This is a genomic window from Leptospira terpstrae serovar Hualin str. LT 11-33 = ATCC 700639 (genome assembly GCF_000332495.1).
GTDB classification, from domain to species: domain Bacteria; phylum Spirochaetota; class Leptospiria; order Leptospirales; family Leptospiraceae; genus Leptospira_A; species Leptospira_A terpstrae.
On record NZ_AOGW02000018.1, the window covers coordinates 177,761 to 202,192 of the forward strand.

The window sequence follows — 24,432 nt, forward strand, 5'->3', positions numbered from 1 at the left end:
AGGTTTGATTTTATCTCTAAAGAGTGCTGCAAAACTGATACAATTCGTTTGATTTCAGTTTTTCATCTTTTATTGCCAAAAATGTTTTTCGGTCTTCTATCTCAAGGCCTAGAGTTGATTTGTATTCTTCAAATTTTTCCTCTATGCCTGGTTCTTGTTTCCCATGTCCTGTAAACTTAGCAATCACGCCGGCAAATCCAATGATTTGTCCGAGAGCCGATTGTTCGTTAACTGGTTTGGAAAGGTCTTCAATGGACGTGATGATAATGTTTGGCATCTTCCAAAGTTTTGCTGCGGCACTTCCAATTTCATAAGAATCCACACCAAAAGATTTTTTCTCGAGGGAAATCAAAGTAACATCAGAGGTTTGGAATTCTGTAAGCACTTCTACATATTTTGTTCTGTCAATGGTATTGAGCACAATTCGTCCGAGGTCTTGCATAAGTCCGCAAGTGATAGCAAGTTCTGCTTCTTTTTTGAATTTCTTTTCTTCACAGAGGATTTGAGCAAAAATTCCCTTGGCAACAGAATGGTCCCAAACTTCATCTCGAAATTTTTTATAATTACCTTGGCTAAAAAGCGAGTCGGTCATAGACATCGCTACCATACTTCGCACCGTTTTGAATCCCAAACGAGTGATGACCTGTTTCATATTGGCTACAGGATTTCCTCTTGAGAAAAATGGGGAGTTCGCAAGTTTCAGAAGCCTTGCCACAAGCACTTGGTCAGACTGGACTTTTTTTTCTAACTCACCGAAGGAGAGTTCGTTATCGTCATCTAGGGAAAGTACGGAGAGTAAGACTGGCGGTACAATCGTCAGGTCTTTGATTTTGGAAAGGTATTCTTCTACAGTTGCCATTCGGATAGGGACCTAAAGTCAGAATCTAGAATGATGAGACTAAGGAAACCAAAATCTCCCCACTATCTGGCAACTATTCTTGCGAATTCGATTCCTTTGAAATAGTGTTGTAGGATCTCTTTGTGGTTGAATTGGCTTTTTGCCATAGCAAAACTTCCCCATTGGGACATTCCTACCCCATGACCAGAACCCAAACCCTTAACAAAATAATCCCCTGACTCTTCCTTACGGATTCCAAAACGAGTGGACCTAAGTTTCGTTGCACCGATTTTTTTACGAAACTCGGTAGCTTTGATTTTTTTGGATCCAGAACTTCCAATGATTTCCATTTCATTGACTCGAGAAGAAGGAAATCGACTGGATACAATGATATCCTGGATTTCACCAACACCTAAGTATTGCAAGTTGGTGTTCACGTAATCAGGTTTCCATTTTTCTTCCCAGGAATACTGGTCTCCATCTTTGTCATACTCGGAGGGAACTGGTTTTAAGTATTCTACAGGACTTCCCCAAACATTAATTGGGTCTTCTGTGTACCCACCAGCATTGGAATGGAAAAAACTTTGGATAGGTTGTCCTTTGTGAATGAGGATAAGACCTTCTGTTTCAAAAACTGCTTCTGTAGTATTTCTATGTTCTTTGTTTTTTCCTTTGTATACTTGGGTGTTTGTGGATGTATCAACATCAAACTCTTGTTTTTTGCGATTTAACATCTCTCGCACCACGTAAGTTCTTGCACAAACTGCTTGTGCTTTGAGCGCTTCTTTGGGCCAAGAGGCACTGACTTCTGAAGGAACCACAGATAACAGATATTCTTCGATGGGAACTAAATTGATGATATATACTTTTCCATCCACCGGTTTGAGTAATACGGATCCACGGTAACTCACACCTTTATATTCTAAAAAATGCGAACCACTTTGGATCGAAATCGGAGCTTTGAGTGCGGTTGCGTTTAAGGAAAGAAAGTCATATGCTTTTTTTATGATAAGGTCATTGGCATCACGTACAATGATTTCCCCTGTCGATTTAAAAGTTTCTTCATCGGTGGCATAACCAAGAAAAACTCTGACAGGTTTGGATTTGAAGTTGGATTCTTCCGGCGCCCAATTGGTCACCATCACACTCGCACAACCGATTTGCCCTAAAATAACAAGACAGATAAATAAAATCGATTTTTGAATCTTCATAGTACCCTCGTTTCTATTTTCGGTGGAATTCCAAAAATGGTGAAGGGAATTATGAAGACTTTCTCTGAAAGAAAAGCACTGATTCCGTATGAGGAGTGTGAGGGTAGGGATCGATGAGGATTCCGTCAACAAAGTCATATTGAGTAAGAAAGACCGATACATCTTCTTTTTGGGAATATGGATTACAGGAGACATAGAAAACGTATTCTGGCCCAAAATCTCGAATCCATTGGGTTACCAATTTACCAGCACCAGCCCTTGGTGGATCCAAAATCAAAGTAGCATTTTCATTATGTTTTAAAAGTTCGGTGGACATAAACAAATTGGCTATTTGGAAAGAATGAGATTTATCCGGGTAATTTTCCTGAAAAGTTTTGGTAGCAATTTCAATAGAAGATTCTGTAAGTTCGTATCCATCCACATTTTGAAACGAATCCCCGTATAACAAAGAAAAGAAACCATTCCCACAAAACAAATCGATAAGATTTTCGCAAGATTTTGGCAATCTATCTTTGATAAAAGTTAAAATCGGTAAAAAACCATTCGGATTAGGTTGGAAAAAAGAATCAAAAGGTATTTGAAAGTTTTGTCCTAGAACATTTTCCGTAAAAGTAGATTTTCCTCGTAAAACTTCCGGCCGTCCAAAAGCAGATACTTCCGATTTAGGCCTGTTATAACAAAAGAGTAATGATTCTTGTGACAATGAATCTAAACAGAGTTTACGAAAACTTTCCATTGAAGGATGTGATTCATATCCTTCAGTAAAAGTAAAAATCAAAATTCCATCGTTTGTGTTTTGTGCTTTTCTGATGGTGAGATATTTTAAGCCACCTTCTTCTGACCTTCTGTCCCAAATGACTTCAGGCATTTTGTTGAGTACAATTTGTACGTCTTTTAATGCAGTATTGGCCCAGTTAGACTGGATGGAACAAGTAGTGATGGGAACTACTTTGCGAAAATTTCCCCTTTGTCTTTGTCCAATGACCGGTCCAGGAAATACAGAAAAATCCATACGAGACCTGTACTCGTAAATTTGTTCCGAAGGAATGGGTTTGATCGTGATTCCTAAATTTTTTTGAAAGGCAGCGAGTATGGGTGTAAATTTTAGTTCTAATTGTTCAGTGTAGTTTATGTGTTGGCCCGTACATCCACCACATTCACCAAATACATTACATTTTACTAATTTCCAATCATGATTACGAATGGTTTCCTGGATCCGTAAAGACCTTTGTCTTGGCCTTCGTTTGACATATTCCACGTGCAGTTCATCGCCAGGATAAACAAAGAAAATATTCACCTTTTTTCCGTTAGGTGCAGTGACGATTCCAGAAAAATCGGAATCTAAACTTTCCACAATGACTTTGTCCAATGTTTTCTACTTGCCAGTTCCTTTTGATTTTTATAGGATTTCCGACATGGTTTTTTCGAAAAGACTCTTTTCTTTCCTTCTCAGCTTCCTTACCTTTACGGGATTTCTCTCAAGTTTATCCGCCCAAGTCCTCCTCACCAACCAAATTTTGGACTTAAGGTCCGAGACTTCATTTGGGCAATCCGTACATAAATGGAGTTTCAAACCAGGAGACTCTCCACTTGTCACTGAAGATAAGGAAGACGACCTCTATTTAGATGAAGAAAACGGACAAACCAAAGCCTTACGTTTTGCCCATGCCCAACCAGTTTTGGAAGAATCTGTTCGAAATGGTTGGATTTCCGGATTTCAAGTGCAAACTGCTTGGGATAAAGTGCGCGATGGGGATGGGGAATTTTATTTTCCTGACTTCAAACAATTCCAAGAATCGTACAAAGGATATGCTTGGTATAGAACCGAAATCCAAATTACCGAAGAAGACATTCGTTCAAAATTCAAATCTAGAAATCTAACGGTTCGGCTGGGTCAAATTAGCCAAGCCGATGCAGTTTATTGGAATGGAAAATTCATTGGGGGAACTGGTCTTCATTTGGATACAGAAGAAAATACTGTTTTGGATGATAAATCACTCTATAGCGATAAAATTCGATTTTACGATATCCCGATAGACCAACTCAAAACAGACGAACCCAATGTGCTTGCTGTAAGAGTTTATGCAAAGTATCCTTTGAGTCCAGGATTGAGCCATGATAAATTTTATGTATCCTCCGTGAAATATTCAGAACGAGCGGAATACTGGAACGATTTTAAAAAAATTTTCGTGATCGTACTTACATTGTTACTTGGTAGTTTTTATCTATACTGGCAATTTCTTTTCCGAAACGAAGATGATGCAACCATATACTTTGCATTAGGTTCTATTTTCATGGCATTGAATACTTTATTTCAAAGTCAAATTATCTATTCAATTCTTGGTGATGGATTCTGGATTAAAAAAATAGAATACTTGGCTTGGATTGGGCTTGTTCATTTACTTTTCAATTTTATCGTTCGATTTGCTCATGTGAGACAAGGTTGGATCAAAATCACGAATAGATACATTGATTTTGCGGGCCTAGGTTCTGTTCTTGTAGTTCTTTTCTCGCCAAATTTCTTTTTTCTATCTAAGTTTTTTTTCAGTTGGAGTTTTGTAACCATCGTACTTGGTGGTGCTTTGTTTTACATTATTTTTCTGGGAAGAAAGATTCCATCTATGGGAACCGTATCGCTCGGATTTTTTGCCTTCACTACTCTCATTCTCAATGATATCTTTGTGGAAATGCAATGGGAATGGTATCCAAGCCATACCTATTTAAAGGATTATGCCTTTGCTGCGTTTTCTGTTTCCGTTGCTCTATCGATTGTTAAAAATATGATCGATTCGAGGCGACTTGTAGAAAAACAAAGAGAAGAAAAAGATAGGCTCTCGAGATATTTTTCCCCCGCAGTGATGGAAACCATTGTTGCTGATAGTATTAAGTTAGGTGGAGAAGAAAAAAACATTGCTACATTATTCTCTGATATCGTTGGATTTACAACTTTTGCTGAAAAAAATCCACCAGGGGTTGTCCTTCAAAGTTTAAACACAATTTTTGAATCCTTATCGGAATTGATTTTTCATTATTCTGCCACCTTAGATAAGTTTATCGGAGATGCCATTATGGCGTTTTGGGGTGCTCCTAAACAAACAGAACTAGATGCTTACCATGCCATTGCTTGTGCTGTTGATATGCAGAAAAAAATGGAAGAGATCAATGAGGAATTAGGAGTCCCACCTGGTACGTTTCGTCTGAGAATTGGTGTGAATTTTGGAGAAGCCATTGTAGGTAATATAGGATCTGTCAAACGTATGGACTATACTGTCATTGGGGATGCAGTGAACACGGCAGCTCGGTTAGAAAGCCATGGAATTCCAGGAAAGGTGGCTGTATCGGAGGCAGCATTTCTTGCCGCGGGTGGTAGTGAATACATTGAATATGAAGACACTAAAGAACTCACTCTTAAAGGGAAAGCAGAACCGGTCAAAGTGTACTTTGTGACCAAAGTGAAACCAAGGCCAGTTGTTTAAACAAATGATTTTTGAGACAACCAAAACTTTCTTTCCGATTCCGGAAGTTTTTCTATGGAATAACGAAGCATAGTTCTTGGCATTTTAGAAACATGAGACGTTAAGAAATTTTTTAATATCTTAGGGTCTCTATTCCCAATTTCACGTAACATCCATCCTGTGGCTTTGTGGATTAGATCGTGTTTATGCGTTAAATAAACTTCACAGTAACGTAAAGTATCTTTAAAGTCACCTTTCCTAATAAAATAAAAAGTGCTGAGAATCGCAATTCGGTTCTTCCATAGATTTTTCGATTTTTGAAATTGATATAGTAACTTCCGATTGCGTTTAAACAAATAAGCTCCAAGAATTTTGTCTGCACTAGAATCTACCAAATCCCAATTGTTGATGAATTTTATATAGCGAAGATAAAAGTCTACAATTGCTTTTTGTTCTAATTCTGACGTTGTTTTTGAGCCGAATTTTAAAACCAAAATGAAAATAGTGGTGAGCCGAACTTCATGGAAAGTAGATGTTATGAGTGATTCTAATGATTTTAAATCTATATCTTTATAGTATTTTTTAGCAATTTGTCTTTGAATGGGGACAGTGACTCCTAAGAACTTGTCACCTTCACCATATTCTCCTGGTCCAACTTTAAAGAATTTGGGAAAGAATTCCGCCTTTTCTTTGTTACCTGCTTTTTTTAAATCAGAAAGTATGTTCTCTTGTATTGATTTCATACACCTAAAATGACTGTTAAATTAGCATTTGTCATATTTTCAGCAACGGTTTCACATTCTTCCATACTGCCTTGGAAACATACAGCTTTACCATTGGTATGGGCTTCCATGGCAATTTTTTTGGCATCCTTTTTGGTTTTAAAACAAAGTTTCATCAAACAATCTTCTACATAAGAAAATTCATGAATTGAGTCATTGAATAAGATAACAAAATAGAAATATACAGAATCAAAATGGGTTTTTGTTTCTTCAAATGTAGAAGGTTGGTTCTGTTCTGTCATGGAAACAATGAGTCGGAGTTCCCGCTCAGTTCACCAATATACTCCAAATAGGATTTCATTTTAAACTTCTTTTTTGTGGAATCGGAGGACATAAACCGCACATTTCCGAATACATTTCGTTCAGGAAACCAAGGCCTATCAAAAAGTCCAAAACACCATAAAATTCCAGTGTAGGAATTGGGATTTCGTCCATCGTAAGCATATTTATGATTGAGATGTTCTAAAATTTGAAAAGCTTCTTCGTATGATTTTGTCCATTCGATTACTTTTTTGCCCCATAACATTCGCATATAGTTATGCAACCTACCCGTTTTCACAAGTTCTGTTTGGGCTGCATTCCATAGTTCATCATGAGTGTTTGCGGATTCAAATTGTTCTAGAGTGTAAAGATACTCTCTTGTATCTGATTTATGTTTTTCGAAATTGGCTTTTACCCAATCTGGAAGATCCTCTAAATTGATACGATTTGGTTTGTTTTTCCAAAAGAAAAGATAACCGATATCTCGCCAGGTAATGAGTTCATCTAAGAAGTGATTGGCGGAAGAGGATTCAGAATAAAATTGTTCCCTGTCTCCGGGCTTTTGGTGGCTCATTCGTTCTGGATTCCATTTTCCTTGGGAAGTGACTTCCATTACCGAAAGAAAAATTTCTTCTATTCCAATATGCCCAAAGTGGAGGTAAGGGGAGAGTCCGCTTGTAGCTGTCATTTCTGGCCGATTCGGTTGCGAGCGATCCGTCATATAATTGTCTAATTTTTTTGTGACAAAGGTCTTTAGAATTTTTAAGGCTTCGTTACGACCACCTTTCACACCTTTGGCGGGAAGAACTAAGTTTTTAAAATCGATAGTCTGTAAAAATGTGTTTAAGTCTTTTGGGAGTCCAAATCCAGGAGGGGGATTTGTATGATGATTGAGCCCATCCAGATCTTTTTTTGTCCATTTTTGTTTTGTGAACTTTGGCATTCCTTTTGAAAATTCTTTATGAATCCAAATCCTAAGAATTCTTGCAGCACTTGCACTTCTCTCGAAAAGAGAGAAAGGAAGGAGAGAATTGCTATCCACAGCAATGAGTCGACAATCGATTTTTTGAGATAATTTACTGATTTGTTCGGGGATAATGAAACAGGGAAAGTCATCTGTAACAATGGCAGCCGCATCCTTGGCAATTTTTTTTAAAATTCCTCGTGCAGGGTTTGTTTTAGATTCTAGAAATGGCCAATAATTGATCCCGAGTTCGTCTGCCCTTGTTTGGTTGTCTTCCATCCCTTCTAAGATGAATTTATGAATCCGTTCCGAATTCCAAGGATAATCGGAACGTAAACCTTCATACACAATGAGTTCTTTGTTTAGTTCTTTGGCAAGCGAGACTGCGTAGGCAAAGGCATGATTGGAATCGAACCGGCGATAAGCCTGCATCCAATAGAGAATGTATTTTCCGGTAGATACTATTGGCTTTTCATTACAAAGGCGGATTCGTTCCTGGATCACCTCTATTAGAGGGGCAAATGCGAGTTTCGTTCGACGTTTTTTCTTTCCAAGTTCGATAGAAACAAAAGGAAGGGTGCTTAAAATATGTACCATATGGAGTTATATGAAGCATAATGTTTTAGATTTACAAAGGCCTACAGCGAAGGGATTGCTTCATTTACCAAAAAATCTAAACAAAATGGAGGGTTTCTAGGCATTAATTCATTTTTTTCAATGCCTTTCTCACCCAGATTCAATTCGGGTACCAATCTTGCACTGTTACTAAGCAAATAACATGGAAAGGAAACATGGCAATATGAAACAGTATTTCAAATCAATCGCCTTCCTGCTCCTGGTTGTTCCGATGTTCCTTTTTGCAGATGATGCTGCAACCGTCGCGAACCCGGCGCAAGAAACCGCAAATGCAATCCAAACTTTAACCGTTGGTTTAGACACCTTATGGGTGCTAGTCGCTGGTATGTTGGTATTCTTTATGAATGCCGGATTTGCTCTCGTTGAATCGGGATTCGCTCAATCGAAGAACACCGTGAACATCCTTGCTAAAAACTTTATTGTTTTTGCAGCAGCAACTTTCTCCTACTGGGCAATTGGTTGGGGTTTGATGTTTGGTGACGGATCTCCTTATTTGGCAACCGAAGGTCTTTTTTTCTTAGGTGGAGCAGATAACTCTCCTGCAATCGGTGATGCATACCAAGGTGTGTATTCTTCAATGAATTGGACTGGTGTTCCTCTTCTTGCAAAATTTTTCTTCCAATTAGTTTTTGCAGCAACAGCAGCAACTATCGTGTCTGGAGCTGTGGCAGAACGAATTAAATTTCATTCCTTCCTTATCTTCTCCTTTATTCTTGTCGCATTTCTCTATCCTTTCACAGGTCACTGGGTTTGGGGTGGTGGATGGATTGCAGGTCTTGGTTTCCATGACTTTGCTGGATCTACCGTAGTACACTCCGTAGGTGGTTGGGCAGCTCTTGCAGGTGCTATCGTTCTTGGTGCTAGAAAGGGAAAATTTTTACCAGATGGTCGTATCAAACCAATCCTTGGTCACAACATGACTTCTGCTGCACTTGGAACATTGATTCTTTGGCTCGGTTGGTTTGGTTTTAACCCTGGTTCTACTATGGGTGTAGGTGATGGAAGTGTAATGGCACATGTGATAGTGACAACAAACATTTCAGCCGCTCTTGGAGCCCTTGCTTCTACTGTAACCGCATGGATCATTTTGAAAAAACCTGATCTTGGTATGATTCTTAACGGAACTCTAGCTGGACTTGTAGGGATCACTGCTCCATGTGCGATTGTTAGCCCAACTTCTGCTGCCATCATTGGTGCTGTGTCTGGTGCTCTCGTTGTATTGTCTGTTCTTTTCTTTGACAAAATCAAAATTGATGACCCGGTAGGTGCAACTTCTGTTCACTTAGTATGTGGTATTTGGGGAACATTAGCAGTCGCAATCTTCGGTTACGAAGGTTCTCCTGCTGGAGTAGAAGTTCCTTCCATTTTAACCCAAATCTACGGTATCCTTGCTATCGGTGGTTTTACATTCGCAATTTCTTTAGTATTGTGGTTCGTGTTGAAACTGGCTGGTGGAATCCGAGTGGGTGAAGAAGAAGAACTTAGTGGTTTGGATCTTGGGGAACATGGAGCAGAAGCTTACCCTGATTTCAATATCCGAGCTCGTGGTTAAGGGAATAGGAGTATAACATTATGAAAATGATCATTGCAATCATCCAACCACATAAGTTGGAAGAAGTTAAAGCTGAGCTAACTAAAAACGAAATCTATCGTCTAACAGTTTCAGACGTTCAAGGTTACGGACAACAAAAAGGAAAAACAGAAGTATTTCGTGGTCACGAATACACTGTTAACTTACTTAGAAAAGTTCGTTTAGAAATCGCGGTAAATGATGAATTCGTTAAACCAACTGTTGATGCTATTTTGAAAGCAGCAAAAAGTGGAGACGGAAAAATCGGAGACGGAAAGATTTTTATCACTCCTCTTGAAGACGTGATTCGAATCAGAACCGGCGAGAAAGGAAAAAGCGCAATCTAACTTCCTTTAGGTAAAGGAAAAATCGGAAAACGTGCGGGGAGTGGATTCACTACCCCACGTTTTTTTATCTCAAACAAAGTCTTAACTGATTTTTGCCTTCTTTAAGAAACGACACCAAATCAGAAAATTTGATTCTAACACCACCTCTTCGGTAACGATTTTCTTTCCTAAAAAAAGGAATGGGATTTTGGTTTAAGTCTACTGATTCGACAGTTGCATTTTTGGATTCCACTGCGTATTGAATGGTTAGATTTCGATCCCATAGTTGCAGATTCCATTTTAATCCATCCAATCCTTGGGTTAGAATCGGATCGAATTCGATTCCATCGGAAAAAACTTTGATTCCAAGTAAACATTCGTAAACCAGTTTGATATAAATTCCCGGTCCGCTAGAATACACTCTCCAACCCCCCTCAAGAGGAATATTTCCTAGTAATAATTCTTTATAGTTTTTACTTGCTTCGTATCGATCCATAAACACAGCATCTGAGCTCGAATAATAACAGTTAGATTGTCTTTTTTTGGCTTGAGGGATTTTGTTTTGTATCCTAATGGGATTTACTAAATTCAAATGATAAAAGAATTCTTCTGACTTACCGAGATGGGCTAGTGCTTCACAGAAACGCAAATGTGCGTGTGTGTACATGAGTCCAATTTCTCTTCCAAAGTAACTTGCGGTTTCTGCTCGTTTGAATTCTTTGTTTTCCCCATCGGAATAGGGGACTGGTGCATCAAATAGGCGGACTCCATCGGGTCCCATAAGAGATTTCCTAATGATCGAAAGGTGGGTTTCTACTTCCCTTTCATTTAAAACTTCTGATAAAATTCCATAAATCATAGGTAGGACACTGTAATGGATTCCCGTTTTAGTATCCGATGGATGTAAGTAGAATTTTTGCGAACCATCGTCTGAAAAATATCGTAATCCAGTAAGAATACCATCTTCCATACAGTATTCTTTGATATTTTCTTCCAATTGGATTTGTTCGGTTTCGAAGTTTTTTTTACTTATTGAATTTTCTGTTAGGTGGTAAATTTGACAAAGTGCTTTGTAAGTGATGGATTGTAATTCAGCAGTCCAAGTGCTCACAGCATGAGTTCGAAACTCATCGCGTACCGGTTGTAATGAATCATTCCAGTCTCCATTTCCATAGAGAGGAAGTTTGGTTGAGGGATACAAACGATCATTCATGAGGGCAATGGTTTGATCTATGGCCTGAAGGATAGTTCTAGATTTTTGGCGGTGGGGACCACTCGTGATTTCTTTTAGAAAATCCAAATCTTTGGTTCGTTCTAAATAAGAGGATAACGCAAGGATGGGCCAATAAATGATATCCCCATGGGAATCACTGGCTCTAATCATTTGGTCACGGGGGTAAAGCATAAACCACTGTGGCCAATCTCCATCTTCATTTTGTTCTTGGAATACATGATATAGTAAACTGCGGCAGGAATCAAATTCTCCCTTTGCGAGTAAAAATTCGAAGGCCCCTTGGCATACATCTCTTGTACCCCAGCCTCCTCCTGAATATTGTTCGAGTCCTCTCGGGTTTAAATAGTGGATGCGTGCATTTTGTTCAAACCAAGGAAGAATTTCCTGAATTTGTAGTAAGGAATGAAATTCTTTATTCGGAATTTTCTGATCAGTAGAAAACGAAGGTAAGGCAAGTGTTGAACTTTTGGGAATCTCTGTTGTTTTGATAGAGGATTGAAAATTACCTTGGATAGTGAATTGTAATTGAGAGTCCACTTGCACTCTTACGGTAAGATAGGACTGGTTTCTTGAAAGTCCATCGGGAAACAACATTCGATCATCAGAGATTTCCCAAGTGTTTAGACTTTCGGATTCAATAGAAAATCCCTTTCCATCTAATCTTTGATAAATGGATGATTCGTGGTTCGGTTGGATGTGAATTTTCGAATCATTTTTATCAAAAATCGGAGGTTTTTTTAAGGCACCGTTATCACCATCAAGTGCGATATGAAAAGAAAGAATATAGTTTCTCGGCTTAGATTCATTCGTTGTAAGTTGAAAATTAATTTTATGATCAACTGTTGTTTCGACTTGAATTCGTAAAATTTCCTTTTCCCATTGGTAAATCCATTCCATCCGATAGGGTTCCATGATTAGAAGTGATGGGGAACCGAGGAGTGCAAATCTATTCTCTTCTTCTCTAAAAATACGAAACCCATAGGATTGAAATAATCCAATATAACTATGGTTTCGTGAAAGGTACTGATTGATACTGGTATGACCTTCTGTAAGTTGGGATAAAAAAATTCCCTTGTAATAACAGGTTGTGGTAAGGGAGGGTTCGTTTGGTCCCACCGGGTATCCTGTGCGTAGGATTTGTCCATGGGGACGTAAGCAAAGGGAATCTTTTTCTTTTAACACAACATGCTTGAATTTCTCTGTAAAAAAAGATAGGATTGAACCCGTTTCACTTCGTTCGACCTCTCTCCAAGGATTGGGGAAAAATGATTTTAGATTCAATTCGGTTGCTTCGTCACCTTCTTTTTGTTTGGCGAAAGTAAATAAACTCGGGATTGGTTTGGAAAAAACTGTCTCTGTAATTTCGGCTAGATTCCAGTCTATGATGGTTTTTTGAATGAAGCCTTCTTTGTCTGTAAAAGAATTAAGGGTATCTAGATTCGGGAATAGAGAACCATAAAAAGAAGTAACTTGAAACTCTTTAGGTTTTAGGGTCATAACCTCCCTTTCTAATCCAATGATAGAATGTTCGCCTTGTCTTCGTTTGCCGAGAAAAGGTTGGTATAGTCCATCTGGAAATAGATCCAGTCCATCAGTAACATAAGAGCGAATAGGTGAAGAGCTAAATATGAAACTAGCAGGATGGTTTCCAGATACTAATTCATTTTGTCTGGATAAAATTCCATAACCATAATCTTTTGTAAAAACAGGTTCGTGGTGGATGTAGTGGCAGACAAAATATTCATTGAGTCGGGAAGAAGAATATTCGCAAATTCCTATATCCTGCACATAAACCAAATCACAGAGTATTGGTTGTTCCTTTTGGTTTGTGAGTTCGACTCGGTATCTCCATATGGGTTTGTCTGGATGGATTTCTAAATACAAATTGTAATCAATCTCCTGACAAGTTCCTTTCGAAAGATAAACAGATTTAGAAATTTGGAACTGGGATTTTGATTTCGGTCCCAGTAAAGGGAAAACCAAAAATTTTTTTTTTGTGTGAATCCTTAAATAAATATTACTCACACTGGGTTCCATTTCATTGCCAAGATACAGGTTGACTAGTAGGTCCTGGAAACGAAGGGAATGTATATTCCCGTTGGATAAAAAATGAATTTTTAGACCGGAATGGTTTTGAATGGTTTGGATCATAAGTTAGTGTGCGTAATGTGAAGTGGGGAAAGAGTCCATTTTCCAAAGTGAGAAATGTTTAGATGGTAGTCGTATTCCAAAACAGTTTCTTCGTCTTTTGCTATGACAACTGTCGAGACTCCCAGTCTGTGAAATAACTTTAAGAGTTTAGAGATTTCAAACTTACCCAAACTGGAGCCTGGTCTGTCGAGGACCAGAAACTTTGGTTTCACAAAAAGAATACGAATCACTGCAATTTTATATTTTTCAGCTAACGAGAGTTCTTCGTCCCATTCTTTTAATGCCCTGATTCCACCAAACCTACGCACCAAAGACTCAAGGCCCATATTTTTGAGTTCTTTGAGAATTTCTGCATCTGATACTTCTAAGTTCATATAAGCAGGTACAATGACATTGCGAAGTCTGCCAGGAGGAAGATAGGGTTGTTCAGGAAGAAAAAGGATCTCCTCCCAGTTGGGTTTTAATATCTTTCCTTCGGTGTGATTGCTAATATTGGCAATGGAACGAAATAAACTAAGTTTCACTGTTTCATCAAGAGATGTGATAAGCCACCGTTCATTTCGATGGATGGTTAGTTGAAGATTGTCTACCAGAAGTTTCGATTTATCATTCGAATACAATGTGAAATTTTCAAAAACAATGGCTTCTTCATTGAAATTTGATTCTCTTGCAGTTTTGGATTCTGTTTCTGCAAGTAACATGGCGGTATCAAGAGAATGCAATCGTTTGACAACGGCGGAAAATGCAGAGATGGATTGGAATTGTGTGACGATCAAGGAAAAGGCATTGAGTAAAGTAGTAAAGGCAAGAGCTGCTTGTGTAATCACTCCAAATTCAATTTCTCCTCTCATATAACTTGGTGCAATGATAAACATCGGTATAATTTGAATGAAGTAATTATAGTTATTTGTGAATAAGCTGAGTCGAAGGTTTACTGAAATAAGTTTTCTAAAGTTATTCACTAACTTTCGAAGTCTTGATTTTAATCTTACGGACATCCGTGCTTCTCTGTGGGTGACGGCAATGGATTCTGCATGTTGGCGAATATGGAGTAAGTCCGCCCTGTAACTTGCTTCCATATCCAATTGATCATAGTTGATACGAATGAGAGATTTTCCAAGAAAGATTGTAGATATAGTTCCTGCCAAAGCATAAGCAACCGCTACGAGAAAGAGAGCTGGATTTATACTCCAAAGAACTCCTGAAAATGAAATGGCCGAAAAAACTCCACCTATAAAGAGTAAGGTGAAAGAGATAGTGGTAGTTGTGAATGATTTGACATCATCTGTAATCCTTTGGTCTGGATTTTCGATGCCAGTTATACCAATGATTTGATGGTAGGTTCTTTCTGTTAAATAATTTTCTGTCAATCTCCATGTGAGTTGTTCGCGCCAAAGGATACCAAGTCTTTCTTCCGCATACCGATAAACAGACCCAATGGCAGAAGAAATTAAAAATACAAAGGCATATAGTAACGCATTTGTGTAAAAGGCGTTTGGATTTTTTTGTTCTATAGAAGAGATAAAATCTCTTCCCACATAACTATTGATCACATTAAAAAAATTAAACAAAATCACAAGGATTACCAGTGTGATCCCATAACGAATCGCAGTTGGACCTTGTTTTGATTGTATGAGTTGTTTTGTGATACTGGATAGACGTAGCCAGTTTTGGGATATATTGGATTTTGATTTTGAAAACATGGATACTTATCTAATGAAACGATTTAGTCCCTAACAAAAGCAAGATCCTTTTATGATTCAATGGTTTCTATGGTTAGATCCGTGATGGCTTGGGTCCAAATGGATTCTAAACTAGGATTCCACTCCGAAGGAAGATTTTCACGTAAAGAAGAAAGAAGGATGGGAAGTAGTTTCGGAAATTCTTTTTTTGTTATGCCTAGGGATTCATAAATGTTTGCGAGTTTTGAAACTTCTTTTTTTACCGAGATGGGATTCCCTAATTTTTCTATGATAGATTCGATCGAGTTTAAAAACTCCTCCGAGGAAATGGGAGATTCATTGTCTCCTTCACGTTGGTTCTCTGTCACGTTTTCCATGGAAAAGTTTTTTAATTTATCAATATAACTATCAATCCAATGAGGATTGTATTCTAATACATGATCAAATGATTTTTGAATTTCTAAGATAGGATCCGGTTTTTTAAATCCAAGGACAGAGTAGGCTGTCATTTTATCTGTTTTTCCGCGAAGCCTTGTGATCACTTTTTTGTTCACAGAAAGGGAGGATCCAACTAAATTATAGATTTCATCCGAGACCAAAAATTGAGTATTGGTTTTTTTATTCAATGCCTCCAAGCGGCTAGCCACATTGACTGTGTCTCCAAGAACCGTTTGGCTTTTGTATTCCGAATGACCAATGTCCCCATAAATCACATTCCCGGCATGAAGGCCAATGCGAATCTCAAAACTAAAATTAAACCGATCTTTCATTTCTAAATTGAATTTTTTTAACTGATCAAACATACGTAGACAAGCTCGGATGGCCGAATGAATGGTCTCACGTTTTGTTTCTTTCAGACCTTCTTCGTTTGTAGTTTTTAGTTGGTCTTTGTTTTGGATTTGGAAAAAAGCCAATATTCCATCTCCAATAAATTTATCGATTCCTCCTCCATTGTTTAGGATGGGTTCACTCATTTCTTGAAAAAAGCGGTTGAGAACAAAGACTACATCATAGGGAAGACTTGCCTCGGTGAAGGAAGTAAAACCTTTGATATCAAGAAAGAGAATTACCGCATAACACTCTTCTCCCGTTTTTGAAGATTTGGATTCACTCGTCACTGTTTTTAAATCTTTATTGTCTTTAATGATCCTTCGCAGTGTAACATCCCCAAAAACTTCGGTTTGGCAAGCGAGTCGAATTTCAGAAGGCCAACCTTTCCTGTCTGCAAGAGTTTGTTCTCTTTCATTTCGTGAACTCAGATGGTCTAGACCATCGGTGATAAAAACCCGACATGTTGTACATTTTGCATTTCCTCCGCAGAGGTGGTAGAGTGGGTAATCGTGTTTTAGTGCTGTTTCAAGGATGGTGGCTCCTCGTTTGTTCGTTTCTAGGGGAAAATTTTCTTTGTCTTCGAAGGTAACAATGGACATGAATCACCACGCTTTTAAGTAATTTAAGAATCCCTCCTTTCACAAGTGAGGGCAAGTCGGAAAATTTAAGGATTAGGGAAATTTGAACTGATTTTTGTCAAAACCGATAAAAAACTAATTGCATTAGTTAAATAAACTAATATCATTAGTTTTATGAAAGAACGCTACTACAAACTCAGCATTTTATTTCCCATTTTGTTTCCCTTCCTTTTTTGGATGGATGGTTCTTTGATGGGATCTCCAATTTCCACATCTTACTTTCAGACTAAGGAAGGCAAAATTGCCTATACACAAACCGGGGTTGGAAAACGAAACTTGATCCTACTCCCTGGAATTGGAGACCGAAAAGAAAGTTACTCCGAAGTGGCAGAACTTTTAGCAAAAGAGAATTCTGTTTATAGTTTTGACTTACGAGGACTTGGGGAATCCGACGTTAGTTTTTCTTCCTATGGTCCGAAAGAAACAGCGGAAGATATTCTAAGTTTTATCCGAGAGAAAGATCTACAAAATGTATACATTGTTGCCAATTCTATGACTGCGGCCTCTGCCGTATACATTCGTTCTATGGAAAATAGGAGAGTTCTTGGCCTTGTATTGTCTGGTCCTTTTGTTCGAGACAAAGCACCTTTATCTTTTGGTATGAAGATGCTTGTCCAACTGGCGTTTCGTGGCCCCTGGGGGCCCAGTGCTTGGGTATCATTTTATGAATCACTTTTTCCATTACATCCACCCAAGGATTTAAAAGAAAGGTCTGAAAAACTAAAGAACAATTTGTCGGAAGATGGTCGTATGGCGGCTGTTAGATCCATGTTATTGGCATCAAAAACAGAATGTGAGCCGGCATTAAATTTGGTTACGGGAAATGTGATCGTGGTGATGGGAACAAAAGATCCTGATTTTGAATCACCAGAAGAAGAGGCCCATTGGATTGGGACTAAATTAAGTGGAGAGGTGCGTATGTATGAAGGAGTAGGTCACTATCCTTTTGCGGAAAATCCAATTCGCTTTTCTTCCGACGTACAGCAGTTATGGCAAAAAAAGTAAAACACAAACCGGGCCGACCCAAAAAAGGCCAATCGTTTGCCACAAGAGAACAGATTTTCGATTCCGCATGGGAATTGATTGGGGAAGTGGGTTGGACTGAATTTCGATTGTCCCAACTCGCCGAGAATTTAGGAATTCGCACTCCTTCTCTTTACAACCACATCCAAGACCTAGAGGAGGTGCGTTGGGAAATGAAGAGGCGTTCCTTGCAGATGTTAGGAGACAGGCTCTCTCTTAAGTTAAAAACTTCGGCCACGGGTTCAGAGCGAATCTTTGAGTTTTTAAATGCTTACAGAAGTTTTGCGAAGTCTCATCCACAGTTTTATCCGCTGACCATTGAATCGACTGAATTTGATCTCGAACTCAAACCTCTTGGGGACAGAATTTTGGCAGTTTGTTTGGAGGTCTTTCGGTTTCCGACTTTGGACGAAGCTTCTGTCCACAGGATTCGGATCCTACGTTCCCTTTTGCATGGGTTTATTGTCCTGGAGGAGGCGGGTGGTTTTGGTCGTAAAGAATCGATCGAGGAAAGTTTTAAGAAAATAACAGAATCATTAGAATCCGGCAGACTCTGGTAAAACTTTACTTTTCGGGAGAATGCGCGTGCGAAAACTTGGGTATAGAATTATGGCAGCAATTACAATCACACTACCTGATGGAAGTTCCAAAGAACTAGAATTGGGTAAATCCTTTTCTGATTTCATCCAAGCCCAACTGCCTTTCTTGAAAGAGAAAGCTCTTGCCGTTGTTTTGTCCGATGGTCGCACCGTTGACCTTTCCTTTGTTCCGGAGACAAACACCACGGTAAAGTTTCTCACCTTTGATGATAAAGAAGGAAAAGACGTTTTTCACCATTCCTCTGCCCACTTACTTGGTATGGCTGTGCAACGCCTTTGGTCAGAAGCTCGCCTAACGGTAGGCCCTGTGATCGAAAACGGTCCCGGTTTTTTCTTTTATGATATTGATTTTGGTGATACCGTATTAACCCAAGAAGACCTTCCTAAAATTGAAGTCGAAATGGCAAAGATTGTAAAGGAAGATCTCGTTGTCAAAAGATGGGAACTATCTAAAGAAGAAGCGATTGAAAAATTCAAAAAAGAAAACGAACCTTACAAAGTAGAGCTCATCCAAGGATTCGATTCCGCATCAGTTTCGTTATATGGTCAAGGCGAGTGGTATGATTTATGCCGCGGACCTCACGTGGCTCGTACGGGCCAACTGAAAGCCTTCAAACTCACCGCCATCTCTGGTGCCTACTGGAAGGGTGATTCTAAAAACAAACAACTCACTCGTATCTATGGAGTTTCTTTCCCCACCAAAAAGCAGTTAGACGAATATATCTTTCTCATTGAAGAAGCAAAAAAAAGAGACCATAGAAAACTTGGGAAAGAACTTGATCTTTTTAGTTTCCAAGAGGAAGCTCCAGGATTTCCTTTTTGGCATCCGAAAGGAACTGTACTTTGGAACACTCTTGCTTCTTACATTCGAGAAGAATGTTTCAGACGTGGGTACCAAGAAATCAAAACTCCAGCCATTTTAAATTCCACACTTTGGAAAAAATCGGGGCATTGGGATAATTTTAAAGAAAACATGTATTTCACTGACATTGACGAAAGTGAATTCGCAGTGAAACCTATGAACTGTCCAGGCTGTTGTTTGATTTATAAATACCATATGCATTCTTATAGAGAACTTCCACTTCGTTTTATGGAACTGGGGAATGTACATAGACATGAAATGTCGGGAGTTCTTCATGGACTATTCCGAGTCCGTGCATTCACTCAAGACGATGCCCATATCTATGCACCACTTGAAAAAGTAGAATCAGAAGTAGAAGACATCATCGACTTTACTTTTGATGTGTATAAAAAATTTGGTTTTACGGAATTCAAAACTTTCATTGCGACAAGACCTGAAAAATCGCAAGGAAGCGATGAAGATTGGAACCTCGCCACACAGGCCTTACACGATGCCCTTAAGAAAAAAGGAATCGAATATGGAATCAAAGAAGGGGATGGAGCATTCTATGGACCAAAAATTGAATTCAATATCAAAGATTCTCTTGGAAGGTTATGGCAATGCGGAACCGTTCAAATTGACTTTTCTATGCCGAATCGTTTTGAACTCGACTTCACAGCGTCCGATGGAAAAAAACATGCCCCTGTGATGATCCACCGAGCCATCTATGGATCATTAGAAAGATTCATTGGAATTCTTATCGAACACTTCGAAGGAAAATTCCCACTTTGGTTGAATCCGACACAAATTCGTGTCTTAACTGTGGCAGAAACTCATAGTGATTACGCGAAAGAAGTATATCAGGATTTGGTAATGCAGGGCTTTCGCGTAGAACTTGATGTTCGTAACGAAAAGATCGGCAGTAAAATTAGGGATTCCATCTTAAAACGAAGCAGTTACACTTTGATTTTAGGAGATAAAGAAAAAGAAGCAGGATCCATTTCTTTTCGAAGGATGGGTGAAGAGAAAACAGAAACCGTTTCACGTGATGGATTTTTGTCTCTTTTGAAGGGCGATCTTTAGATAAAGAAATTTCTTGACTAACACTTGGGGGAGAGTTACGCTCCCTCCAGTGTCTCCAAACCTGATCTTAGCCAAACAGATTGATCCGGTCGCATACTATCTGGATCTTCCTATCCACCCACCGTATGATGCGCGTGATGCGTTCGATGCCATACCTATGCAACTTTTACCTTTTGCAGAAGGATTGACTGTAGGTTGGAAAGTAAGTCCTATGCAGTTTGTCGATGGGCTTGGTCGGGACCTGAAGTTTGATTGTCCCAATATCGTTATCACTGGGGGACAAAATTTAGGGGGAACACCGGTTGTCCTCTACGTAGTCGCTGCTTTTTTTGATTCTAACAATCGCCTTTTGTCCAGCCAAACCTGCGAACACATCATCCAACCTTGGGAGAGTTATGATGTTCCTGGGCTTTGGAGTCGTTTCCCTTTTCCTATTGCAGAAATTGCGAGAGTCTCTGTCGGAATCACTGCTTACGGTTGGGAAGATCCGAGTCCCAAAGAAGCAATGGTACTTTCCAAACAAAAACGGAAAAACGAAACCAAATTCGAATGGAAACGGGAAGGGGGAGTGGTTGGATCCTATAGTTTCCAAAAATGGAACCCGGGAAAGGGTGACCTCCTATTGGCCACAGAGCCTCTTACCAAAGAAAACCGAGTTCGGATTCGGTTGGAACGTAGACAAAGTGAAGGATTGACCTATCTGGCCTTAGTCCAGTCGCAATCCCCCAGACAAAGTACAAAAGCCTTCGATCATTTGATCCAATACGCCGTGTATGACAGGGAGGGACAACTTTGTCATGGAGGTTCTTGTATGGGAATGGGAAATCACGGGGATTTAGTCTCACTGGCTCCCATATTACCCGAAATTTTAGATTCCGACTCCTTGTATTTAGAACTTGTTGTTTGGGAAGGTCCTTCCGGATTGCTTTAACCTCCAATACCCAGCATTTCGCAAAGAAATGTACTTGCTCGCCTGGATTTTGCACCGAAATTGGAAATTGAAAGAAATTTCGGAGACTGAATGCAGAAACGGCCCAACCCTAGAGGGAACCCAAACCAAGATAAATTCGCCCACATCAGAATTAACGAACAAATTACCAATGTAGCATCGATTCGACTCGTCTCTGACGAAGGATCTGACATCGTTACTCTGGAAGAAGCTCTGAAGAGAGCTAAAGAAGCTAACCTTGATTTGGTGGAAGTCTCGGGTGACCAAGATGTTCACGTCTGTAAGTTGATCGACTTTGGAAAATACAAATTCGAACTTCTTAAAAAAACGAAAGAAGCGAAAAAGAAACAACACGTTGTCACGGTGAAAGAAATTAAAATCCGCCCGCGGATTGATAACCATGACTTCGAGATTAAGAAGCGTCATGCTTTAGAATTCTTGCAAAAGGGTGATAAGGTAAAAGTGACTCTTCGATTCCGAGGCAGAGAGATGGTTCACTCTGAAATTGGAATGAATATTGTTAACCGGTTTGTCGAGGACCTAAAAGAGCATGCCTCTCCCGAAAAAATGCCGGTACACGACGGAAAGACGATAGTGGTCGTGATGAACCCAATTGGTGAAAAACCTAAAGGATAAAAACAACTATGTATAAGCTGAAGACAAATAGGGCAGCAGCCAAACGTTTCAAGTTTACCAAGTCTGGTAAAATTAAACGTGGTTGTGCGTTCCGAAGACATATCTTAGAGAAAAAATCTCCTAAGATGAAACACCAAAGCCGTGGAATGCACGTCATCCATGAAACCGATTATAACCGTGTAGAAAAACTTCTACCTTACGGAGGTTAAACGATGCCACGCGCAGTCAACGGAACCATTCATAAAAATCGTAGAAAGAAAGTACTCGCTAAAGCTAAAGGTTTTAGGGGCGGACGTTCTAAACTTTTCAGAACAGCAAAATCTGCTGTAATGAAAGCAGGTCAATGGGCATACCGTGACCGTAGAAAGAAAAAGTCCGAATTCCGCAAACTTTGGATTACGCGAATTAATGCCGCAGTGAGAGAAAATGGAATGTCTTATTCAAAATTCATCCATGCACTCAAAACACACGGAATCAACTTAGATCGTAAAACTTTGGCTGACCTTGCTTACAACCACAAAGAAGTATTCAACGCCATCGTTGAAAAAACCAAAGTCGCTAAGTAAATTAGTGCTTGATTGGAATGGAATAGCTCGTCTATTCTATTCCATCGGATTGTTATCATGTTAAAAATCGAAACCATTGAAGAGCTAGAAAGTAAAGTTGTTAAGGCATTGGAGTTAATCCAAGACCTAAGAACAGAAAACGCACGCCTGGAGACGGAAAACGAATCCCTCCGCGCGGAAAATGACCAAATGAAGCTCGCAATGGAGGAGAAAGAGCGCGAACTAAAAACACTCCGCTCTCAACTCCAAGAAGCAAACGACGAGTTAAACCAACTTCGCGAAAGAGAAGGACTTTTGGAATCCAAGGTCCACCAACTCCTCGGTCGTTTGGATGGACTTCCTACCACAGGTAGTTCTGCTTCCAAAACACAACCAAGTTCTGATTCCTCTCCGGTAGAACCAGTCGCAGCAGCTGCCGCTGTTGCAGTTCCTAGTTTGGCAACTGATGAAGATGATGAAATCATCTTACTCGATGAAGATGAATCAGAATTTCAAACTGAAGATATTTTAGAAAAGTCACCAGCACAAGCTTCCTTTGAAAAAGAAGAACTAGTGGTAGAACAGGAAGAAGATGTTCCTACCGTTGACATTGACGAAGATGATGACATCATCATTGACGATGACGACGAAGCAATCAGTGTCTTTGATGCTGACGACGACGATGATTTTTTAATTATCGAAGACGATCCTAAGTAATTTTTATGGCAGAGTCTGCCCCACAACCGCAAAAAATAACCAAACAAATCTTTGGTGAGACCTATACCATTGTTGGTGAAGCTAGCTCAGGGTATATCTCTGAGGTGGCTGATTTTGTAGAACAGCGCCTTCTCGATCTAACCAAGGCACTTCCTACGGCATCCAAAACTAAATTAGCAGTTTTATGTGCTTTAAACTTAGCGGACGAACTGTTCCAAATGAAGGAAGTTTCTGCCAAAGCCAATGAAATTCCTGAACTAGAAGAACGAACAAAGAAGATCATTTCTCTATTAGAAGAGGGGATCATTGGGGACAATTTTTGAATCTAATTTCAAAAAAAGACGCTAGAGAAATTCTAAAAAAAAATCTTCCGAATTTACCAGAAAGGGAAGATCATGAAGCGGCCATTTTACGCAGGTTGTTTTCACTTTTACAAGGAAAAACAAAAATCATCACCTATTCTCCCGATCTAATGTACGAGGTGGACGTCCTTCCTATCATTGAATCTTGTCCATTGCCTAGACCTACAAGTTTTATTGAAGCTAGGCATTCTGCGGAGTGGTACTTCCCTCGTATGGAAGAAGGAAAGAGGTTACGGTTTCTACGTCCTCGTTCCTTTGAAAAAAATGCGATGGGTCTTTTTGAGCCGATTGGAGATGAGGAGATCTCCGTAGAGGATGCAGAATTGATCCTTGTACCAGCTTTGGGCTTTCATGAAAAAGGCTTCCGATTGGGTCGCGGTGGCGGTTATTATGATCGCATATTAAATTCAGAATCTCTCCAAAAGAAAACAGTGGGACTCAGTTTTTCTAAACTTTTTCCCGTCCCATTCCTTCCAGAAAGCCACGATATAAAAATAGGAAAAATGATTACGGAAATCCAGATTCATTCGTTTTTAGATTGAATCCATGTAGGATTCTGACAGGATTCCAGGTAGCATATGGACCAAGAAACATTACTCACATCCCTGGCGGAAAAAACCAAAATGGAACAAGAGTCCGATCTGGGAGACTTGGAACAGTTCCTCACATTTACCATTGATAAAGAATTCTTTGGGATTCGATTACTTTTGGTTCATGAAATTTTAAAACCAGTTTTAATCACTCGGATTCCCAACGTAGATGATTACATTTTAGGTGTGATCAACCTTAGAGGAGAGATCATCCCCATCGTGGATTTGAAAAAAAGATTCCATGGAACTGATTCAGAAATTTTTCCAATATCACGTATCATCGTTATTATGTTAGATGAAAAACGAATTGGGGTTCTTGTTGATGAAGTCAAACAAGTTGTTAAAATCCAAAAAGATTTTATTAGTTATACAACTGATGACTTGTCGTTAAACTATAGTAAGATGGTTGAATCAGTATCAAGATACGAAGACCATTTGATTTTGAATTTGGATTTGGAACAAATTGTTGATTTTGTTTCATCCGCAAAGTAAAGAGAAAGGGATACGA

23 protein-coding genes are annotated in these 24,432 nt (G+C 39.2%); 14 read left to right on the forward strand and 9 right to left on the reverse strand.

The annotated features are described in order from the left end of the window. Positions 1 to 16: 16 nt before the first annotated feature. From LEP1GSC203_RS17020 to LEP1GSC203_RS17030, 3 genes are all read right to left on the reverse strand, one after another. Entirely contained in the window at positions 17 to 859 is an 843-nt protein-coding gene (locus LEP1GSC203_RS17020; RefSeq protein ID WP_002975398.1) for an HDOD domain-containing protein, read from the reverse strand. Positions 860 to 921: 62 nt separating this feature from the next. Then, complete coding sequence (locus LEP1GSC203_RS17025) at positions 922 to 2,049, reverse strand: SpoIID/LytB domain-containing protein (RefSeq protein ID WP_002975296.1); 1,128 nt, start codon at positions 2,047 to 2,049, stop codon at positions 922 to 924. 49 nt (positions 2,050 to 2,098) lie between these two features. Beyond that, complete coding sequence (locus tag LEP1GSC203_RS17030; RefSeq protein WP_002975367.1) at positions 2,099 to 3,418, reverse strand: class I SAM-dependent RNA methyltransferase; 1,320 nt, start codon at positions 3,416 to 3,418, stop codon at positions 2,099 to 2,101. 46 nt (positions 3,419 to 3,464) lie between these two features. Between LEP1GSC203_RS17030 and LEP1GSC203_RS17035 the strand changes: the two genes are divergently transcribed. Next, a complete protein-coding gene (locus tag LEP1GSC203_RS17035; RefSeq protein ID WP_002975262.1) occupies positions 3,465 to 5,525 on the forward strand; it encodes an adenylate/guanylate cyclase domain-containing protein in 2,061 nt (686 codons plus the stop codon). Here LEP1GSC203_RS17035 and LEP1GSC203_RS17040 read toward each other — a convergent pair. Genes LEP1GSC203_RS17040 through LEP1GSC203_RS17050 form a run of 3 tightly spaced genes read right to left on the reverse strand, consistent with a single transcriptional unit; the run spans position 5,522 to position 7,943 of the window. Next, positions 5,522 to 6,247 (reverse strand): DNA alkylation repair protein, encoded by a 726-nt coding sequence (locus tag LEP1GSC203_RS17040; RefSeq protein WP_002975469.1) that lies wholly within the window; start codon positions 6,245 to 6,247, stop codon positions 5,522 to 5,524. The two genes, LEP1GSC203_RS17035 and LEP1GSC203_RS17040, sit on opposite strands and share 4 nt — an antisense overlap. Continuing rightward, the gene (locus tag LEP1GSC203_RS17045) at positions 6,244 to 6,528 is read right to left on the reverse strand and encodes an ATP-dependent Clp protease adaptor ClpS (RefSeq protein ID WP_002975352.1); all 285 of its coding nucleotides are present in this window, start codon (positions 6,526 to 6,528) and stop codon (positions 6,244 to 6,246) included. The genes LEP1GSC203_RS17040 and LEP1GSC203_RS17045 overlap by 4 nt, the downstream gene beginning before the upstream one ends. Further along, a complete protein-coding gene (locus LEP1GSC203_RS17050) occupies positions 6,525 to 7,943 on the reverse strand; it encodes a deoxyribodipyrimidine photo-lyase (RefSeq protein ID WP_039938405.1) in 1,419 nt (472 codons plus the stop codon). Before LEP1GSC203_RS17050 ends, LEP1GSC203_RS17045 begins: the two co-directional genes overlap by 4 nt. Before the next feature lie 367 nt (positions 7,944 to 8,310). Here LEP1GSC203_RS17050 and LEP1GSC203_RS17055 point away from each other — a divergent pair, with 367 nt between their 5' ends. Beyond that, positions 8,311 to 9,699, forward strand: coding sequence for an ammonium transporter (locus LEP1GSC203_RS17055; protein WP_002975287.1), 1,389 nt, complete (start codon positions 8,311 to 8,313; stop codon positions 9,697 to 9,699). 20 nt (positions 9,700 to 9,719) lie between these two features. Then, on the forward strand, positions 9,720 to 10,064 hold the full coding sequence (locus LEP1GSC203_RS17060; protein ID WP_002975525.1) for a P-II family nitrogen regulator: 345 nt from the start codon (positions 9,720 to 9,722) through the stop codon (positions 10,062 to 10,064). 64 nt (positions 10,065 to 10,128) lie between these two features. Here LEP1GSC203_RS17060 and LEP1GSC203_RS17065 read toward each other — a convergent pair whose 3' ends face one another. The 3 genes from LEP1GSC203_RS17065 to LEP1GSC203_RS17075 are packed head-to-tail and all read right to left on the reverse strand — an operon-like array spanning position 10,129 to position 16,540. Further along, a complete protein-coding gene (locus LEP1GSC203_RS17065; RefSeq protein ID WP_002975357.1) occupies positions 10,129 to 13,428 on the reverse strand; it encodes a GH36-type glycosyl hydrolase domain-containing protein in 3,300 nt (1,099 codons plus the stop codon). Further along, a complete protein-coding gene (locus LEP1GSC203_RS17070; RefSeq protein WP_002975443.1) occupies positions 13,425 to 15,131 on the reverse strand; it encodes an ABC transporter ATP-binding protein/permease in 1,707 nt (568 codons plus the stop codon). Before LEP1GSC203_RS17070 ends, LEP1GSC203_RS17065 begins: the two co-directional genes overlap by 4 nt. Before the next feature lie 50 nt (positions 15,132 to 15,181). Beyond that, a complete protein-coding gene (locus tag LEP1GSC203_RS17075) occupies positions 15,182 to 16,540 on the reverse strand; it encodes an adenylate/guanylate cyclase domain-containing protein (protein WP_002975203.1) in 1,359 nt (452 codons plus the stop codon). Positions 16,541 to 16,693: 153 nt separating this feature from the next. Here LEP1GSC203_RS17075 and LEP1GSC203_RS17080 point away from each other — a divergent pair, with 153 nt between their 5' ends. The 11 genes from LEP1GSC203_RS17080 to LEP1GSC203_RS17130 all read left to right on the forward strand — a co-directional run bounded on the left by LEP1GSC203_RS17080 (position 16,694) and on the right by LEP1GSC203_RS17130 (position 24,416). After that, positions 16,694 to 17,584 carry an alpha/beta fold hydrolase gene (locus LEP1GSC203_RS17080; protein ID WP_002975274.1) on the forward strand — a complete coding sequence of 297 codons (891 nt, stop codon included), beginning with the start codon at positions 16,694 to 16,696 and terminating at the stop codon, positions 17,582 to 17,584. Continuing rightward, on the forward strand, positions 17,569 to 18,162 hold the full coding sequence (locus LEP1GSC203_RS17085; protein ID WP_002975389.1) for a TetR/AcrR family transcriptional regulator: 594 nt from the start codon (positions 17,569 to 17,571) through the stop codon (positions 18,160 to 18,162). Before LEP1GSC203_RS17080 ends, LEP1GSC203_RS17085 begins: the two co-directional genes overlap by 16 nt. Positions 18,163 to 18,211: 49 nt before the next feature. Continuing rightward, positions 18,212 to 20,125 (forward strand): threonine--tRNA ligase, encoded by a 1,914-nt coding sequence (gene thrS / locus LEP1GSC203_RS17090; RefSeq protein ID WP_002975433.1) that lies wholly within the window; start codon positions 18,212 to 18,214, stop codon positions 20,123 to 20,125. A 49-nt stretch (positions 20,126 to 20,174) separates the two neighbouring features. Beyond that, positions 20,175 to 21,056: a hypothetical protein gene (locus LEP1GSC203_RS17095; protein ID WP_039938330.1), complete on the forward strand. Its 882-nt coding sequence runs from the start codon at positions 20,175 to 20,177 to the stop codon at positions 21,054 to 21,056. A gap of 90 nt (positions 21,057 to 21,146) precedes the next feature. After that, a complete protein-coding gene (infC, locus tag LEP1GSC203_RS17100) occupies positions 21,147 to 21,710 on the forward strand; it encodes a translation initiation factor IF-3 (protein WP_002975194.1) in 564 nt (187 codons plus the stop codon). Positions 21,711 to 21,718: 8 nt separating this feature from the next. Continuing rightward, on the forward strand, positions 21,719 to 21,919 hold the full coding sequence (rpmI, locus tag LEP1GSC203_RS17105; protein WP_002975302.1) for a 50S ribosomal protein L35: 201 nt from the start codon (positions 21,719 to 21,721) through the stop codon (positions 21,917 to 21,919). A gap of 3 nt (positions 21,920 to 21,922) precedes the next feature. Then, positions 21,923 to 22,276, forward strand: a complete 354-nt coding sequence (rplT, locus tag LEP1GSC203_RS17110) for a 50S ribosomal protein L20 (RefSeq protein WP_002975326.1) — start codon at positions 21,923 to 21,925, stop codon at positions 22,274 to 22,276. A 57-nt stretch (positions 22,277 to 22,333) separates the two neighbouring features. Next, positions 22,334 to 22,972: a hypothetical protein gene (locus LEP1GSC203_RS17115; RefSeq protein WP_002975441.1), complete on the forward strand. Its 639-nt coding sequence runs from the start codon at positions 22,334 to 22,336 to the stop codon at positions 22,970 to 22,972. Between the two features lie 5 nt (positions 22,973 to 22,977). Further along, complete coding sequence (locus LEP1GSC203_RS17120; RefSeq protein ID WP_002975200.1) at positions 22,978 to 23,295, forward strand: cell division protein ZapA; 318 nt, start codon at positions 22,978 to 22,980, stop codon at positions 23,293 to 23,295. Continuing rightward, positions 23,292 to 23,876 carry a 5-formyltetrahydrofolate cyclo-ligase gene (locus tag LEP1GSC203_RS17125; protein WP_002975345.1) on the forward strand — a complete coding sequence of 195 codons (585 nt, stop codon included), beginning with the start codon at positions 23,292 to 23,294 and terminating at the stop codon, positions 23,874 to 23,876. Before LEP1GSC203_RS17120 ends, LEP1GSC203_RS17125 begins: the two co-directional genes overlap by 4 nt. Positions 23,877 to 23,912: 36 nt before the next feature. After that, the gene (locus LEP1GSC203_RS17130) at positions 23,913 to 24,416 is read left to right on the forward strand and encodes a chemotaxis protein CheW (protein ID WP_002975301.1); all 504 of its coding nucleotides are present in this window, start codon (positions 23,913 to 23,915) and stop codon (positions 24,414 to 24,416) included. Positions 24,417 to 24,432 lie beyond the last annotated feature (16 nt).